Source organism: Bradyrhizobium sp. Leo114 (assembly GCF_055229415.2).
Genome location: NZ_JBUYEN020000093.1, coordinates 1 through 14,412, shown reverse-complemented (window position 1 = coordinate 14,412; position 14,412 = coordinate 1). Strand labels below are relative to the sequence as shown.

The following is a 14,412-nucleotide window of genomic DNA, read 5'->3' as shown; positions in this document are numbered from 1 at the left end:
GCAACTGGCAACAGGAGGACGGCGGTGAACCAGCCAAGCAAACCGTTCAACATCGACAAAAGAAAGGTGTACGAAGCGTATCTGCAGGTGCGATCTAATGGTGGCGCAGCCGGTGTCGACGGAGTGATGATTGAGGAATTTGAATCCGACTTGAAGAGTAACCTCTACAAGATTTGGAATCGAATGAGCTCAGGCGCCTACTTCCCGCCACCTGTTTGTGCCGTCTCCATTCCGAAGAAGAGCGGAGGCCACGCACGGTTGATCTGCAGACGGAGAGCTCGGCGTTATCGCCCAGCAACCAATTATCGATGCTGAGCACAGCGTGCCCTTGTCCTTGGAAGGGAGGTCGAAGAGGACTCTTGATCTGAGACTCACTGATTTTGAGGCTGATCTTCACTTGGCCACAGGCGCCGCAACAACATCCCGATCAGAGGAAACTTCGCAATCTGGCAAGTTCCGTGATGTGATCGGCTGACAAGACGTCCGGTATGAGCGGAGGCTGTGGCGCGGTGTGGATTTGGTAAAGATGACGTGTGGCCTCACGCTTGGTCATAAACTCTCGTATGCAGTCGTCCAGTGTGCCTTCCGCCGACAGATATGTACTTTTGTCTGCACGACGCTCATTTTTTATGGAGGGCCATTTGCGAAGCATCGCGGGCGCATCGTGTCGTTCGCGTCCGTCATCTCTGTACTCGATCCTTCAACGCGGCGCTCTGTCCACGGAATAGCCGGGAAGTAGCCTCATTGCCTCACGAGGCCCCATCACACTGCCACCCCGAAGCCGCGTCGAATTCTTCGCAAACGGCACAAAGCGGGCGTCCTGGACTGATCAGCGTTCGCTCGCAGGCAGCAACCCCGCTAACGCCTTGGCTTCCGATTTGAGAGCATCGATTGCCGCCTTGCGCGCACCGGCATTGAAGCGAGTCCTGATCGCCGACACTGAAAGGGCGCCCCTCAGTTCGCCGTGTACGTCGATCAACGGCACGGCCGCCGCGGCGACCTCCGGGTCCCGCTCTCCGATCGAAACATAAAAGCCTCGGTCGCGGATTTTCTTCCCTTCGGCGTTCGCTGGCTCGCGGAATACAGTGAGAATTCGCCCGGCGGCTCCGCGATCAATGGGCAATCGCTGACCTTCTTCGAGATGATGTCGAACTGAACGTGGAGAATTGACGCGGTAAAGACAGATACGTTCGTCCTTGTCTGCAACATAAAAGGATGCAGTTTCCCCAGTTGCCTCGACCAGTCGACGAAGCGATGGCCGGATGATTTGGCCAAGATCAAGGCCGCGCTGATAAAGCACCCCAAGGCGCCACAACTCCGGTCCTGGTCGAAACAACCGGTCCGCGCCGCGGACGAGAAAGCCGTCAGCCTCCAACGAAGAGGCCAGTCGCAGCACTGTGCTCTTGTAAAGGTCCGCCGTCTCCGCGATCTGCGTCAGTGTCATCGCAGTACGCTCCGCGTTGAAACTTTTCAGGATTGCGAGCGCTCTGCTGACCGCGTCAACTCCTGTCTTGCTCATTTCTGCTCCGGTTCTGCACTATAGAACAACTATCAGAGCTAGGGGGTGAACCCTATTTCAGAAGCATTGAGGCGGTTCTGCAAGCCAGAATAGTTTGACTCTTCTTCTAACTAAGAGTATCGGTTTTGCACGTAACGGAAGTTCTGAGACGCGAAACAATGGAAGGGGTAGCCAAGGCTGGCCGTGACTTGCGCGAGGTGATGATCCGCTGAGACTGATTGGTGGCTCGGCGCATGGCGTCGGGGGTGTATGATCACCTGATCCAGATGCACGCAGGGGAACGAGATCTCGTTCGTCTTCCTGCCGCACCACATACTCGGCGTTCTTCTCGGGGTGCGCAGCGATCTTGCCGCCATATGCCAATATGAAGAGCGGCTCCGACCTAGACGGCCCGAAGCTCGGCATCACGGCTCCTGGTTCCTGGACGGGCAGAATGGCGCGCCATTGCATCAAGATGCCGGGATTGGGACCGCGCGACGTCAACATCATCGCGGTCGGGAGCGATGCGCCGGACGTGGTGGCACTCGACCCCAAAAAAGTCGACGCGCTGGTCTATTTCGATCGCATTGCGACCCTGCTCTCGAGGAAGATTGGGGCCAATTCGCTGTTCGATGCGCGCACCGTCGAAGGCGCCAAGACTGCCTTTGGCGGGATCCGTCTAGCGCCTGTCGCTACCTGCCGCAATCTTCATCGACAAAAATCCCGAAACCGCGCAGCGCTTGGTCAATGCCCTGCTGAAGAGCCACCGCTGGGTCAACTCTGTATCAACGGAGCAGTTCGTGGCGCAGTCCCGGCACAGTACGAAACTGATCGCGAGGTGAACATCGAGATCCTGAAAGCGTCCAAGGCGCCGTTTTCCCGGGCCAGCCTAATGGACGCCCAACCGCCCAAGGTACCCCCGGCTGTATTGAGCGGTTTCTACCCAGGATCACCGCGGCAAGCAAAACCTTCACCGATCGCCTCGCTGGCGTGCGGCCCAGCGGTTGAACTAACAACGGCGGGCGCCGAAGATACCACAAAGTAAGGCTTCGTCATGTCCCTGCCGCTCACCGGCATCCGTGTCCTCGACCTGTCAAACGTATTGGCAGGCCCATTCTGCGGCTACCATCTCTCGCGCCTCGGCGCGGAGGTTATCAAGGTCGAAAACCCCAATGGAGGCGATCTCGCGCGGCGCCTTGGCGCCGATCCGGAAAGGGCAGAGCGCCTTCAGGGCCTCTCCTTCGTCAGCGTCAACGCCGGTAAGCAGTCGGTGGCGCTCAATCTGAAGTCTGAAGCGGGAAGCGAAGCGTTTGTCGGGCTGGTGTCCGAGGCCGACGTCCTTGTCGAAAACTTCCGGCCAAAGGTCATGGAGCGGCTTGGTCTCGGTTTCGACGCGTTGTCCAGGCGCAACCCGCGCCTCATCTATTGTGCAATCTCAGGCTTTGGGCAAAACGGTCCTTGGTCCGCCCGCCCGGCCTACGACCAGATCGTCCAGGGCCTTTCCGGCGCGATGAGTGTTACCGGTGATGCAGCCACGGCTCCGCTGCGGACTGGCTTCCCGATCTCCGATACCATCGCCGGGCTAACGGCCGCCTTTGCTATCGCCGCGGCGCTCGTCGAGCAGCAGCGAACGGGCAGGGGCCGCTTCATCGACGTGTCGCTGCTCGAGGCGACCATCGCGGCTATGGGATGGGTGGTTTCCAATCACCTGAATGGCGGAGTCGAGCCGCGGCCGATGGGGAACGAAAATTTCACGGCCGCACCCTCCGGCACGTTCTGCACCGCGACCGGACCGCTGAATATCGCCGCCAACGAGCAGAAGCAGTACCGGACACTTTGCGATCTGATCGGCCGGCCGGATTTGAAGACGGATCCGCGCTTCGCGAAGCGGGAAGCACGTAAACTGAACCGCGGAGCGCTTAACGATGAGCTGAACGTGGCGTTGAGCTGCAGGTCTGCGGAGGAATGGGAGGCGCTGTTGAATGCCGCCGGCGTCCCTGCCGGCTGTGTGCTGACCGTCCCGCAAGTTTTGCGTGAGCGGCAGGTGCTGGAGCGCGGATTTGTCGAGACGCTGCCGCTCGATAGGGCTGGCGAACCGCCATTACGCATTACGCGCCCTGGTTTTCGGCTGGATGAGGCGTTTCCTGCCCCCGCGCTCCCCCCGTCGCTCGGTGCGGACACGGAGCGATGGCTGGCTCGACTCGGTTATACAGATCCGGAAATTGAGCACCTTATCGCAAGCGGTGCCGCCGGAACGTCATGTCAAGGAGGAGCTCATTTTCCGCGGGTCCGCCCGGCAACAGATGGAGCAGCGTGACGACCAGGCAGTTGCGCGCAAGCAAACCACTGCCGGGCATAGGCTAACGGGATTGGAAAACAGGGATGAGCGAAACGGAGCTGCGAGAGCAGGCCGCCCATTGGTGGCGGAGCTCTATATGCGACATCGCCCCCGGGCGGATCGCCTATCGCGGATACACGATCGAGGAATTGATTGGTCATATTTCGTTCCCCGCGATGATCTGGTTGATGCTGCGTGGCGAGCTACCCACACCGGCACAGGAGCGGCTCTTTGAGGCTGCCCTGGTTGCATCGGTGGATCATGGCCCACATGCACCTTCCATCGCCATCGCGCAGATGGCTGTGAGTTGCGGGCTGCCGCTCAATGGCGCGATGGCATCCGCAATCAACACGCTGGACGGTGTGCATGGCGGAGCGGGGGAGCAGGCGATCGAGCTCTATGACGAGGTCCTGCGACGCAGCGAGACCAAGGACCTCGATGAGGCTGCCGCGGAGGTGATCGACCATTTCACCGCCGCGCGCAGCAAATATCTGCCGGGCTTCGGTCACCGCTTTCATCCCGTCGACCCGCGCGCTGAACCGCTACTCGCGCTAGTCGATGCTGCGATCAGTGAAGGTGCCGTCAACGGTCGCTACGCCAGCGCTGCGCGCGCGATCGAGCGCGTTATGCGCGAGCGCAAAGGCAAGCTCATCCCGCTGAACATCGATGGAGCCACCGCAGTCATCTACGGGGAGCTGGCCTTTGCTGCACCCCTGGCCCGCGGCATTTTCTGCTTGTCACGGGCGGTAGGGATTCTGGCCCATGCATGGGAGCAGACCGGACGCAAGGACCGCAACAAAGGCCCGATGCCCAAGCAGTTCGCCTACAAATACGAGGGGCAGCCAAGGCGCAGCCTAAAGCAAGCGCCATGATGTACCATAAGGACTGCCGAGCTCATCGAAACGCGCGTCTTTTCGGCCACCGCCAATTGCGTCGGTTCGGATTGCGCGGACGTCAACCGTGGAGACAAGCCGGCTGACTGCTTCATCGAGGGCCGTGGTTCGAGGCGTAGGGAAATCTCTATCTAGTCAACATTTCCTTGGCCGCATCGTCAGGCTTGCACCCGGTGGCTCCTGGTCCTCGATCGTCAATAACGCTTGGCGGAATGGCCTGGCCGCATTCTCGCGTCCAACAACGTCTGGGCGTGCCCCTGATGAAAGATGGTGCTGTAAGATCGGCAGGTTTAGTCATTCTTCGGAACGAGTGGTCCGGTCGTGCTGGCAATGGACGCCAGACGCTGTTCGTAACTCGTGCATAGCTGGGCCACGTCTTCGTCCTGGCATCGGATGGCGAGTGCATCGCTCCTCAGTCCTGCGCTCGCTCGACGTGTTCTGAGCCTGCCCATGACGGGCAGGCTCTCTCGACCTTTTTCGCCGCTGTTACTGTGCGGTGATCTGCGCCAGGATAAGCGCGGCAATGGTGAGTTGAGCGATCGACGGCGCCAGATTGCCCCTTGAGACCTTGCCCCGCAGATAGTTGCTGAACTTGCCACCCTCCATATAGACATCCTGCAACCATTCCCGATACGCGGCGAGAGGGTAGCACAAGGATTCTTGCGGATTCGACTTCGATTGCGGATGGCTGGCGAGGTAGTGGTGAGGATATTTTCCACGCTCGCCGTTCGTCGCCGCCAAGTCGTCGTCGCAGCAGTCTTTCGACCAATGCTGTCCGATCGAGATATCAACGACGTTCTTCTCCCGATATCGGCACTGGCCATGATCAGTTCGTAGATCACGGTGGGGCCTCGTTGAAGACGTGCAAGAAACCCTTTGGCGCGGACTGAAAATTGAGCACGATGCGCTCATGCCATTTGTCGAACTTCTTCGAGAAAGCGCTGACGCCGCTGATCCGGAAGACGCAGCCCTATGCCAAGCGCGTCGCGCACCAGGGGCATTTGGGTCGAGCCAAAGCTGCTGGCCGAAATCGAGTACCGCGCCAGATCGGCCAAAGGCAAGGTGCGACAGCCGGTCTTCAAAGGCTTGCGGGAGGACATGCAATGAGATGGTGCCCGCGCTGCGATAACTGCCGGTGGGTTTGCGAAATCATTCGGACCAGCCTACCCATGCGTGCACCTGCGGCGGCGCCGGTATGCCGTGCCCATTTCGCAATAAGAGCGGTGACGAGTCGTCGTCCCCGGCGCTGCCAAAAGGATTGTTAGCCGCGACGACGACGCGTCCTTAAACGCAAAAAAAGCCCGGCGACCCATCAAGGACCGCGGGGCATTGTCGTTTTGTGATTGGGGGGTGCATTGCTTCACGGGCCACGGCCTCGTCAGCTTCTCGACAGCTTGCCCGAGTAGGAAGCTCAGCTGATCTGTAGACGTGAGGCTAGCGTGGACCCGCACAATTTTGACCCCTCCAATGTAGCAGCTTCGTCAGAGGTGCAGCACGCCCTCACGGAAGATCAGCAAGCGGACACGGCGGAGCAAGAAGCCTTTGAGCAGCAATTTGAAGCGGCGCGCCTGGCCGATACGGCGATGCCCGACCGGGGGCCGCGCCGTAGCCCCCCTGCCAATGTGGCTAGCGACAGCCAGCAGCCCCGGACGAGTTGATGGGGGCACTTGCCAGGAGCAACCTCCTGCCAAGCGAGGAGGTCCTCATCAACGATGAGCATGACACAGCCGAGTTGAGACCAGCGAAGAGGCCGAGGACCCTAAACAATCCGCAAAGCGTTGCCATTGAGCGGCAGCTGAGCGAGATCGCTAATTCAGGTGGAGGTGGTGGAGCAATGCCGGCCGCCTCGGCGCTGCAGCCGGCTCCGTCAACGGGGATTGTGATAGGGTGGGACAGGCGGCCTCTTTATTCCGAGGATGCTCCCATTATCTTGGGGCTTGAGGGGGCCCTCATCAAGGGCGGGATGAACGAAGGCTGGGCCAAGCAGTATGTAGGTTATCTTCGTAGCTTTAGCCGTTGGCTCTTCGCAAAAAACAAGCCGAGCATTGTTGCTCGGCTCGAGAGTAAGTCGCTGAGCGGTGATGTGTCCGAGTTCACCGGAAGGGGTAATCCCAAGAACCTCCTTAAGGCAATAGACCATCTCCGGACCTTCCGGTCGACAGGCGTGCCGATCGTACACCGCCGCGCAAAGCGCAATCCTCACCCCCAGAACGCGGCCCTCATCAATCCTGAAGACGCTGTACTGATCGAGCCGAGGCGCGTCGACCAGGCCGCTGCGCAGCACAGCGCGTGGCAGGAAGCCGGCAGTCGGCCCGAGGGGATTCGGGGACTGCAGGATGATCAACCCGCCCCGTCGGTTTTCGTCCAAGAGCACGTCGCGTTCGACCCAGAGCAGATGTCTCCGGGGGAGCTTCGGCGAGTGCTCGATCATCTGGATGATCAATCTATGCCTTCTCCAGAGGGGCTTCTCCGACTGGAACAGGAGCTTCGCCAGGACATTCAGGGAGGCAGAATAATCAACCCGCTCCATCATTTTCCGTCGGTCCAGATTTCGATCCAGAACAGTTCACTTTTGAACCGGGGGAGCTTCGGCGACTACTGGATGATGAACCGGCGCAGTTGGGAGTGGCATCTAGCTCAGGCCCGGCAGATCAGTAGGCTTAGCCGGGCCCGCTGCTGAATCTATCAATGTACCTCCCCCTGGATTTCCAGCACCGCCCCCAATGGGCGTCGGAAGACTTCATGCAAGGGATGAGCTTGCACAACCTGCTGCCGAGCGCGTCTCAGCCGGCGACAAAATCCCTCTCGGCGGCGTGAACTACACGGCCACATTGGAGGAGCATCAGATTTTTCTGCGCCCAACATGAATAGCGGATTGTCGCACGGCAAAGAGGATGTAAGCTCTCGGCTTTGAGCCCGGGGAATGGCCTCCCAACCGGCTTTCTCCCATAGGTACGTAGAGCCGTTGGGAACGTGGTGGTACCGGCGCAGTTCGAGAGCGGCAGGTGCAGGTATTTCGTGATGAGGGAAGCGAGGAAGCCCGCCATTGCGGCAATCGCAAGCATCATCCACCGCACGCCGCGCGCTCGCATCAGAAGATCATGCATCGCGTTGACCTTGATTTGCACGTTGGAGAGCTGCGCGGTGACGTGCTCCAATTTCGTTTGCAGACGAATGACGCGGTCGCGGGTACCCGTGGGTCATTTCTCGATCGCCTTGATTGCGGCGACCGCGGCGACAGCCGTCGACACTCCGATGAAGAACGAGGTGAAGATCGCCTGCTCGGTCTTGTCCCAAGTGGATTGCCCGTCGATGCCGGGCTTGCCGATGCTCGGGCGCCCCAAGAGCCGAGCCTGTGATGGATCAGTTCCGGCGCGAGGACGATCATCATCATCAGGACGGGTCGGCCCCCGAGTCTTCTTTCTGACAAATCTGCGCATTCGGGTTGTCCGCGTTCCGAAGGGGCGCTACCCGCGATGGTGCGTCTGCGCGCCGAAAGATCATCCGCAGTGGGCCGGCTCCTTCCTGATGAGCGGCTCCGTCATCACGGTTATCGCCCGCATCGCTCCATCCGAAAGGAGCACGGCCGTGATTGAAGCCATCCTCGGCGTGCTGACGTCGATCCTGTCGGCGCTGTTCAACTGGCTGAACGCCCGGGTCGACGCGGACAAGAAAAGGTACTGGATGTTCGATATAGCGAATGCGCCGCCGACCGCTTGTCGCAAATTTTGCCAAGAGCAAAGTTCGAGAAGGTGTTTACCTACAAGGGCGATTTCATTTGGACGTGGTGCGTCAGCAGACGCCGTTTCCGTGGGATCGTCTCATCAAGGCGGTCAATCGGCCGTGGTGGACAGGATCTCACCATGCTGAGCAGACGAGCGTCTCGGTGCCTGCGGTCCGGTGAGAACGGGGCCGGAAGACGCTGGGGCGGACAGCGTCCTCTCCGTTCCCGCGCTCTCTAAGCCCCTTACAGCAACGAGAGCTGCATCTGCGGCTCTCCTTTGCGCCTCTGACGATAGCACCTGCTGATCACTTGACTTTTTCGGATCTGTGCCCCGGCGCGACCGTGGGCACGGGCGCGCCGGGGCCTTGCTCCCTCTTAGTCTAGCCAACCTGGGGGTATAGGGGGCTGCGGTAGATCAGCGAGAGGTCGCACGATCAGAAAGCACAGCGGCAAGGCTGACGTCAGCGCACATTCGTGCTCCTACACAAGGAACTTTGGCCCGAGCAGCGAGAGCTGGATATCGACGTGATGCCCCCGCCGCTTGAGAAAGCCCTCCAACGACGGCGGTACGTCGCCACGATCGTCGATTTTGAGATAGACGAATGAAGTGCGCCTACGTTCGTCCGCTTCGCGCGCCCGACGGTTGATGGTCTGGCCAGGTCGGTACGAAAACTCGGCGGAGAATGCCTACCGGCGCAAACGGATTGGCGCGGGCGCACGACCTCATGCGGGTCCCGGCTGCGGCTGATCAAACGAGTTGGGGAAGGCCGGGAACGGAATTGAGGACCTCGTCCACGAGTTCGTCGCCGGCATGTTCGTCGGCGAACGCGATCGTCTCGTTGACGAGGCCGGCGATCTTTCCTAGGCTGAGACCCTCATTCATCAATTGCTGGCCGAAACCGGTGACGCCGGCTCCGCCGAGGACGCTGCCGCCCTCTGAGTCTTCACCATCATGCTTCGTCACTGATTCCGAAGCGCCGGGAATGGACTCGATCATACGCCCCACGGGGCCGTCGGCTCCCTCGCGTTGCAGGAACCCAGCATCATGGCAACGGCCTTCTCTGCGAGAGCCGGGTCGACGCCGACATCGGTGGCGATGCGCGAGACGAATTCTTCTATGCAGGGTTTCTCGCTTGAGGGCGTGTGGTCAGTTATCGCATCCATAGCACGATAGCTGCGAGAGTGACGACTGGGCGGTAATTCGGGCAGTTTTTTCGTGGGTTGCTACGCGTCGGAACTGTTTGAGCTTACCGAAGCAGCACTCCACCAGATGTAGTTGTTCATAGAGAGTCTGCCGGGTTTGTAACCCTCGGCGGTCACGACGATCAAGATCGGCATATCTACCCCTTAGAATGCATTTGTGGGACCGATCCATCGTGTGATTGTCGTCCATCAAAGCATTGATTTACGGATAATGAGAATGGCGAATACTTGAGCTTGGTCGAGGTCAGATAATTGGCGATCTTTGTCCTGTCTGCGACAAAGAGGTGGAGAGGGAATATCAGCGGAGGCTCGTGTCCGTTCTGATCGGCATGTACGTCACAAGTCTCGCGTGGCTCATACCGCGCCGTCTGTAGACAAACCTTGGTATAGGTTTTGCAACCGGTTCTATATCGCCTGTTTACCTCTGTAGAGTTGAGCCACCCGTTGAGTCGTGTGTACTTTCGACGTCGAAGCTGGACCATTTGACAATCGGGGGGTCGCGAAACCTTAAGCTCACTTGATAGGCTGTTGCGTGCCATTGAGGCGCGAGGGACGAAGTTGAATGGAAACACGTGAGCCCACTTTCGCCTTGGAGATCCATCAGCACATTGTTTCGTTCCTGCAGAAGTCAGATCCAGTGATTTTGGACATTGGCTGCTACGACGGCGTTGCCTCGTTACGTTTTCTTCGGCTTTGCCCAGAGGGCTGAGCCCTGCTGCTTCCAGCTGCCCCCGGGCGATTGCTCGCTTTAGAGAAAAACATTGGTGCCTATCTTGAGAAGGTGCCTCTAATCAACATCGCGATCAGCGATCAAAATGGCAGGGCCGAATTTCATGCAAGCGACGGAGATGGAGAAGCTCAGGAACATGAGCCTTTAGATCACCATACGAAGACCGTTGATTGACATTCGAAAAAAATAGACTGGCACGTCTGGCTGAGTGGTCGTAGTTAGATAGTGGGAAACACAGCACGGCTTCCGTTATACAACTGAAGTCTGTAATGGGAGCAACTGGCGAACCTTTGCACTTGACCGCTGCCACTATGAAGGCAGCTGGAGGTGCTAAGGGAGTGATCTGAATCTGCCGCAAGCCTGATGACCAATGTTGGTCTGGTCCCGCTGACGCGTGATCCGACGCTCTTCGGAGTTGGAAAGTTGAATGCCCGCCTTTGATGCCGCTATGTTTTTTCTGGCCGCAACGACGTTTTTTGCGGCCTTTGTAAATGGAGCCATCGGCTACGGCTTTTCGTCACTCACTGTACCCCTTGCGCTGGTTTTCTACACCAATCGCATTCTCAACCCCGCCATCGTCATCATCGAGGTCTTCGTCAACGTCTACGTCCTCTCCATCAATCTGAAGGGCGTGCCGGCGGTTTGGAAACGCATATTTCCCATCTTGCTCGGGCTCTTGCCGGGCATTGCGATCGGCGGCTATGCACTGGCCTCGCTGCAGCCGGGCTGGATCAAATTCGCCACCTACACGATCATTCTGCCCCTGATCCTGCTGCAAGCCGCCGGTTGGCGCCGCCGGATCGAGGCAAGCTGGCTAATCGGCCTGCCATTCGGGTCGATGCTGGGCGTCCTCTACTCGGTGACGACCATCTCAGGCCCGCCTTTGGCGATGCTGTTCAACAATCAGGGCCTCGTCAAAAACGAATTTCGCGCCGGACTAGCCCTGGTTCGTGTGGCGGAATCGAGCGTAACCGCCTTCATCTATTATAAGCTCGGCCTGTTCATTTCAGAAAGCGGCAGCCTGCTTTATGTCTTTATTCCTAGCGTCGTGCTCGGCATTCCGCTGGGATCTTATGTTATCCGCCGGCTTGATCCGGAGATCTTCCGCCGCATCTGCATGAGTTTTGATGCCTGGGTCGTGGGCTTCGGCCTGTCACGGGTGCTAATCGAGCTCGCCCTGATGCAGAGCCCGTGGGCCTATGGCGTGATGGCGGCAACGATCCTGATCGATCTTTACCTGCTATACACGTTCTTCACGGCACATAACGGCGGCCCTGGGCGACCTCAGAGACAAGCGCGGCGCGCCGAGCGCGAGGTTAGAGCGAGCTCAAGTTGAATGGATCTGGTGTTCTGTCCGCATAACAGAAATGCACACGATCAAACGGGCTGGCGTTCCGTTCAAAGGATCCGGGCGCGCCGCCGCGGCCCGCTCGATGATCTCGGCGACCAAACGGGCTGATGTTGATCGGCTGCCGTCTGCAACTGTCGATTTAGCGAGTCCGCTCCTGGACCTGACTCAATCCACAAGCCGTCCGAATGCATAGGTGTATTCGAGTGCCATGCGGCGTGCATGTTCAGTGAGATTGGCGGCGGCGCTGTGCCCCCATCGATATTCTCATAGTAGAAATAGGGCTGGCCCAGCGCAGTGAGCCTGGCGGCTGCCTTGCGGCCATGCGCCGGATGCACGCGGTCGTCCTTGGTGGACGTGAGGATGAAGGGGACCGGGTAGGTCTTGCCCGGGACCAGCTTCTGATAGGGCGAGTAGGCCTCGAGCCACTCGCGCTGCTCGGGAATGGCGGGATCGCCATATTCGCCGGTCCAGGAGGCGCCGGCGCCCAGTTTGGTGAACCGAAGCATGTCGAACAGCGGCACCTGCACGATCGCCGCGTTGAAGGGGTCGGGTCGCTGGGTGATTGCGGTCCTCACCAGCAGGCCTCCCTGGCTGCCGCCGACCACGCCGAGCCGGCGCGGAGAGGTGACGTTCCGGCGGATCAGGTCCTCTGCAACGGCGATGAAATCATCCCATGTCCGCTGCTTCGTTGCCGCCTGGGCAGCCTCGTGCCATAGCGGCCCGAACTCGCCGCCCCCGCGCAGGTTCGCGACGACATATGCATTGCCCTGCTCGAGCCAGAGCCTCCCCATAACCCCCGCATAGGACGGCAGGAGCGGCTTCTGAAACCCGCCATAGCCATGGAGAAGGGTTGGGGTCGACCCATCAAACCTCGCATTCCGGGGCCGCACCAGAAAGTAGGGAATCCGGGTGCCGTCGCGCGAAGTTGCCTCGAACTGCTCCACGATATGCTGGGACGCGTCGAACTGCGGAGGTGCCATCTTCAGTGGCTCGAGGCGTTGGCTTGCGGCGTCGAAGTAGTAGAGCGACGTCGGCCTGAGGAAGTTGGAGACGGCGAACATCACCTCCTCCGTTTCATCGGAAGCGGCTTGCAGGCTCACGCTCGCATTCTCCGGGAGCGGGATCGGGGTGGCCCGCCAGGTCCCCTGATCGTACTTGTAGACGAACGCCTTGCCCTGAACATTGTCGAGGATCGTCAGATCAACAGGCTCCTGGTGGCCGCGAAGCCGCCGAGCGCCTGCCGAGCCGCTGGTTGGAAGACCAGTGACGGCCTGGCGCTGAGCGGATCCTGTTTCCATTCGTCCAGGTCATACGAGATCATCGAGCCGGCCGCGAAGCGACTGTCGCCGGATGGCGCCCAGTCTTCGTTGAGCGTCACAAGCAGGCGGCCACTGGCGATGCCGCCGATGTTCGCCTTCTTTGGCAGGTTGAGCTTGATCGGCCCCTTGGGCCCGAAAAGCACATACTCCTGCTCGAACCTGCTGATGGCGCGCATGGCCCCGGTCGCATGGACCTTGCCTTCACTGTCCCGCAGCACGAATGGCACCGTACTGGCATCGGTCGGTTCGCCGCGGAAAACCTCGCGCGCTTGAACGAGCGGCTGAGCGCGCTTGAGCTCTTTCACGACGAAAGGGTAGCCGGCCTTCGTCATGGTCCCTTGGCCCCAATCTCGTGCGATGAGGATCGTGTCCCCGTCGACCCAGCTGACGTTCTGCTTTCCCTCCGGAAGGTCGAAGCCGGTCGTGACGAAGGCTTTGGCGTTCCGGTCGAACTCGCGCACGAACGCCGCGTCCTTGCCGCCGTCTGATAGTTTGGCCAGGCACAGGCGCCCTTCAGGGGGCAGGCAGCTGCCGCCTCGAAAAACCCAGTTCTTCCCCTACCATTACAGTTGTAATTTTTTCTTGAGATGGGCTTTGCGCGCAGTTGCCTGATGAGCCCTGCGCCAGAACGACCATGCGAGGACGCGGGCGTGCGGGATGCGCCGCTGGGCGAGCTTCATGGCGATGCGGCGGATTTGCTGGATCGACCAGCGGATCGTGTATGGAACGGCCCGCGGGCGCAAGAGCTTTCTCAGTCGACTTCACACATGGGAGCGGTGCCGTCATGTATACGGCCTGTAAAGCGCGGCGCATGACCGCTGGCCTCGATGAAGTCCGCGACACAAGGGGCTAATCAATCAGACGCGCTTGAAGCGCATTGTCGCGCCAGCCTCACTCATGCCGGGATTTCGTCCCGTGGGTTCATCGCCTGTTATTGCGCCTTGCCCTCTGCCGGCCTGCGCCGGTCAGATCTCTTTGACAGCTGCTGTATGCATCAAGCGGCAGCCGTAGTCGTCGCCAGCGTCTCCGGACACCGGTAAATCCCGCCCTTGTTCAAGAGCGCCCAAGCAATTCGCGCTGTCTTGTTGGCCAGCGCGACCGCTGCCACCTTGTACGGACGTCTGGCGAGCAGCGCCCTCAACCACGGCCGCGCCCGATCGGCCTTCCGGGCAATTCGCAGGATGGATGTCGCCCCAAGAACGAGGAGGCTCCGAAGTTCGGGGTTTCCCATCTTCGAGATGCGTCCCATCCGCTCCTTGCCCCCACTCGAATGCTGTCGTGGCGTCAGTCCCAGCCAGGCAGCAAAGTGACGAGCGGATTTGAAGCCGCCGGGATCTGGCACCAGCGCCTTGATGG

At 59.9% G+C, this 14,412-nt stretch carries 14 protein-coding genes and 4 pseudogenes; 8 read left to right on the top strand and 10 right to left on the bottom strand.

Annotated elements, in window-relative coordinates; translation table 11 throughout:
• Positions 1 to 24 precede the first annotated feature (24 nt).
• Positions 25 to 249, top strand: a pseudogene (locus ACZIRK_RS43255) (group II intron reverse transcriptase/maturase); the annotation flags it as partial.
• Between the two features lie 580 nt (positions 250 to 829).
• On the opposite strand, the gene ACZIRK_RS43250 reads toward ACZIRK_RS43255, so the two are convergent.
• Positions 830 to 1,519 (bottom strand): IclR family transcriptional regulator, encoded by a 690-nt coding sequence (locus tag ACZIRK_RS43250; protein WP_035692612.1) that lies wholly within the window; start codon positions 1,517 to 1,519, stop codon positions 830 to 832.
• A gap of 346 nt (positions 1,520 to 1,865) precedes the next feature.
• On the opposite strand from ACZIRK_RS43250, the gene ACZIRK_RS43245 reads away from it, so the two are divergent.
• The 3 genes from ACZIRK_RS43245 (at position 1,866) to ACZIRK_RS43235 (ending at position 4,708) form a co-directional block, all read left to right on the top strand.
• Positions 1,866 to 2,543 (top strand): type 2 periplasmic-binding domain-containing protein, encoded by a 678-nt coding sequence (locus tag ACZIRK_RS43245; RefSeq protein WP_130229959.1) that lies wholly within the window; start codon positions 1,866 to 1,868, stop codon positions 2,541 to 2,543.
• Between the two features lie 9 nt (positions 2,544 to 2,552).
• Positions 2,553 to 3,815: a CaiB/BaiF CoA transferase family protein gene (locus tag ACZIRK_RS43240; protein WP_028168737.1), complete on the top strand. Its 1,263-nt coding sequence runs from the start codon at positions 2,553 to 2,555 to the stop codon at positions 3,813 to 3,815.
• A 65-nt stretch (positions 3,816 to 3,880) separates the two neighbouring features.
• The gene (locus ACZIRK_RS43235) at positions 3,881 to 4,708 is read left to right on the top strand and encodes a citryl-CoA lyase (protein ID WP_028168738.1); all 828 of its coding nucleotides are present in this window, start codon (positions 3,881 to 3,883) and stop codon (positions 4,706 to 4,708) included.
• A gap of 507 nt (positions 4,709 to 5,215) precedes the next feature.
• On the opposite strand, the gene ACZIRK_RS43230 is transcribed toward ACZIRK_RS43235, so the two are convergent.
• Positions 5,216 to 5,641: a BstA C-terminal domain-containing protein gene (locus ACZIRK_RS43230; protein ID WP_474419648.1), complete on the bottom strand. Its 426-nt coding sequence runs from the start codon at positions 5,639 to 5,641 to the stop codon at positions 5,216 to 5,218.
• 20 nt (positions 5,642 to 5,661) lie between these two features.
• Here ACZIRK_RS43230 and ACZIRK_RS43225 point away from each other — a divergent pair.
• A pseudogene (locus ACZIRK_RS43225) lies at positions 5,662 to 5,836 on the top strand (ATP dependent DNA ligase); the annotation flags it as partial.
• A 550-nt stretch (positions 5,837 to 6,386) separates the two neighbouring features.
• On the top strand, positions 6,387 to 7,409 hold the full coding sequence (locus ACZIRK_RS43220) for a hypothetical protein (protein WP_245475080.1): 1,023 nt from the start codon (positions 6,387 to 6,389) through the stop codon (positions 7,407 to 7,409).
• 103 nt (positions 7,410 to 7,512) lie between these two features.
• Here ACZIRK_RS43220 and ACZIRK_RS43215 read toward each other — a convergent pair whose 3' ends face one another.
• Both ACZIRK_RS43215 and ACZIRK_RS43210 read right to left on the bottom strand, forming a co-directional pair.
• Positions 7,513 to 7,887: a hypothetical protein gene (locus ACZIRK_RS43215; protein WP_130229965.1), complete on the bottom strand. Its 375-nt coding sequence runs from the start codon at positions 7,885 to 7,887 to the stop codon at positions 7,513 to 7,515.
• A gap of 42 nt (positions 7,888 to 7,929) precedes the next feature.
• Positions 7,930 to 8,073 (bottom strand): hypothetical protein, encoded by a 144-nt coding sequence (locus ACZIRK_RS43210; RefSeq protein WP_155255601.1) that lies wholly within the window; start codon positions 8,071 to 8,073, stop codon positions 7,930 to 7,932.
• A 184-nt stretch (positions 8,074 to 8,257) separates the two neighbouring features.
• On the opposite strand from ACZIRK_RS43210, the gene ACZIRK_RS43205 reads away from it, so the two are divergent.
• Entirely contained in the window at positions 8,258 to 8,599 is a 342-nt protein-coding gene (locus ACZIRK_RS43205) for a hypothetical protein (RefSeq protein ID WP_130229967.1), read from the top strand.
• Positions 8,600 to 9,201: 602 nt separating this feature from the next.
• Here ACZIRK_RS43205 and ACZIRK_RS43200 read toward each other — a convergent pair.
• Positions 9,202 to 9,572: pseudogene (locus ACZIRK_RS43200) on the bottom strand (hypothetical protein).
• A 32-nt stretch (positions 9,573 to 9,604) separates the two neighbouring features.
• Positions 9,605 to 9,741 (bottom strand): annotated as a pseudogene (locus ACZIRK_RS43195) (IS5/IS1182 family transposase); the annotation flags it as partial.
• Between the two features lie 1,072 nt (positions 9,742 to 10,813).
• Between ACZIRK_RS43195 and ACZIRK_RS43190 the strand changes: the two are divergent.
• Positions 10,814 to 11,722, top strand: coding sequence for a sulfite exporter TauE/SafE family protein (locus ACZIRK_RS43190; RefSeq protein ID WP_130229969.1), 909 nt, complete (start codon positions 10,814 to 10,816; stop codon positions 11,720 to 11,722).
• Positions 11,723 to 11,784: 62 nt separating this feature from the next.
• Here the strand turns inward: ACZIRK_RS43190 and ACZIRK_RS43185 are convergent, their stop codons facing one another.
• The 4 genes from ACZIRK_RS43185 to ACZIRK_RS43170 all read right to left on the bottom strand — a co-directional run.
• On the bottom strand, positions 11,785 to 13,035 hold the full coding sequence (locus ACZIRK_RS43185; RefSeq protein WP_245475081.1) for a prolyl oligopeptidase family serine peptidase: 1,251 nt from the start codon (positions 13,033 to 13,035) through the stop codon (positions 11,785 to 11,787).
• Positions 12,933 to 13,517: a hypothetical protein gene (locus ACZIRK_RS43180; RefSeq protein WP_245475082.1), complete on the bottom strand. Its 585-nt coding sequence runs from the start codon at positions 13,515 to 13,517 to the stop codon at positions 12,933 to 12,935. The genes ACZIRK_RS43185 and ACZIRK_RS43180 overlap by 103 nt, the downstream gene beginning before the upstream one ends.
• A 102-nt stretch (positions 13,518 to 13,619) precedes the next feature.
• Positions 13,620 to 13,799, bottom strand: a complete 180-nt coding sequence (locus ACZIRK_RS43175) for a hypothetical protein (RefSeq protein WP_463702904.1) — start codon at positions 13,797 to 13,799, stop codon at positions 13,620 to 13,622.
• Between the two features lie 251 nt (positions 13,800 to 14,050).
• Positions 14,051 to 14,412: transposase (locus ACZIRK_RS43170; protein ID WP_463702903.1), on the bottom strand; the 362-nt coding region annotated here is incomplete at its 5' end.

Bases quoted from the DNA above. Each gene is read 5' to 3' on its own strand.
- ACZIRK_RS43250 (WP_035692612.1), bottom strand. From the start codon at position 1,519: ATGAGCAAGACAGGAGTTGACGCGGTCAGCAGAGCGCTCGCAATCCTG.
- ACZIRK_RS43240 (WP_028168737.1), top strand. From the start codon at position 2,553: ATGTCCCTGCCGCTCACCGGCATCCGTGTCCTCGACCTGTCAAACGTA.
- ACZIRK_RS43235 (WP_028168738.1), top strand. From the start codon at position 3,881: ATGAGCGAAACGGAGCTGCGAGAGCAGGCCGCCCATTGGTGGCGGAGC.
- ACZIRK_RS43230 (WP_474419648.1), bottom strand. From the start codon at position 5,641: ATGAGCGCATCGTGCTCAATTTTCAGTCCGCGCCAAAGGGTTTCTTGC.
- ACZIRK_RS43220 (WP_245475080.1), top strand. From the start codon at position 6,387: ATGGGGGCACTTGCCAGGAGCAACCTCCTGCCAAGCGAGGAGGTCCTC.
- ACZIRK_RS43205 (WP_130229967.1), top strand. From the start codon at position 8,258: ATGAGCGGCTCCGTCATCACGGTTATCGCCCGCATCGCTCCATCCGAA.
- ACZIRK_RS43190 (WP_130229969.1), top strand. From the start codon at position 10,814: ATGCCCGCCTTTGATGCCGCTATGTTTTTTCTGGCCGCAACGACGTTT.
- ACZIRK_RS43185 (WP_245475081.1), bottom strand. From the start codon at position 13,035: ATGGAAACAGGATCCGCTCAGCGCCAGGCCGTCACTGGTCTTCCAACC.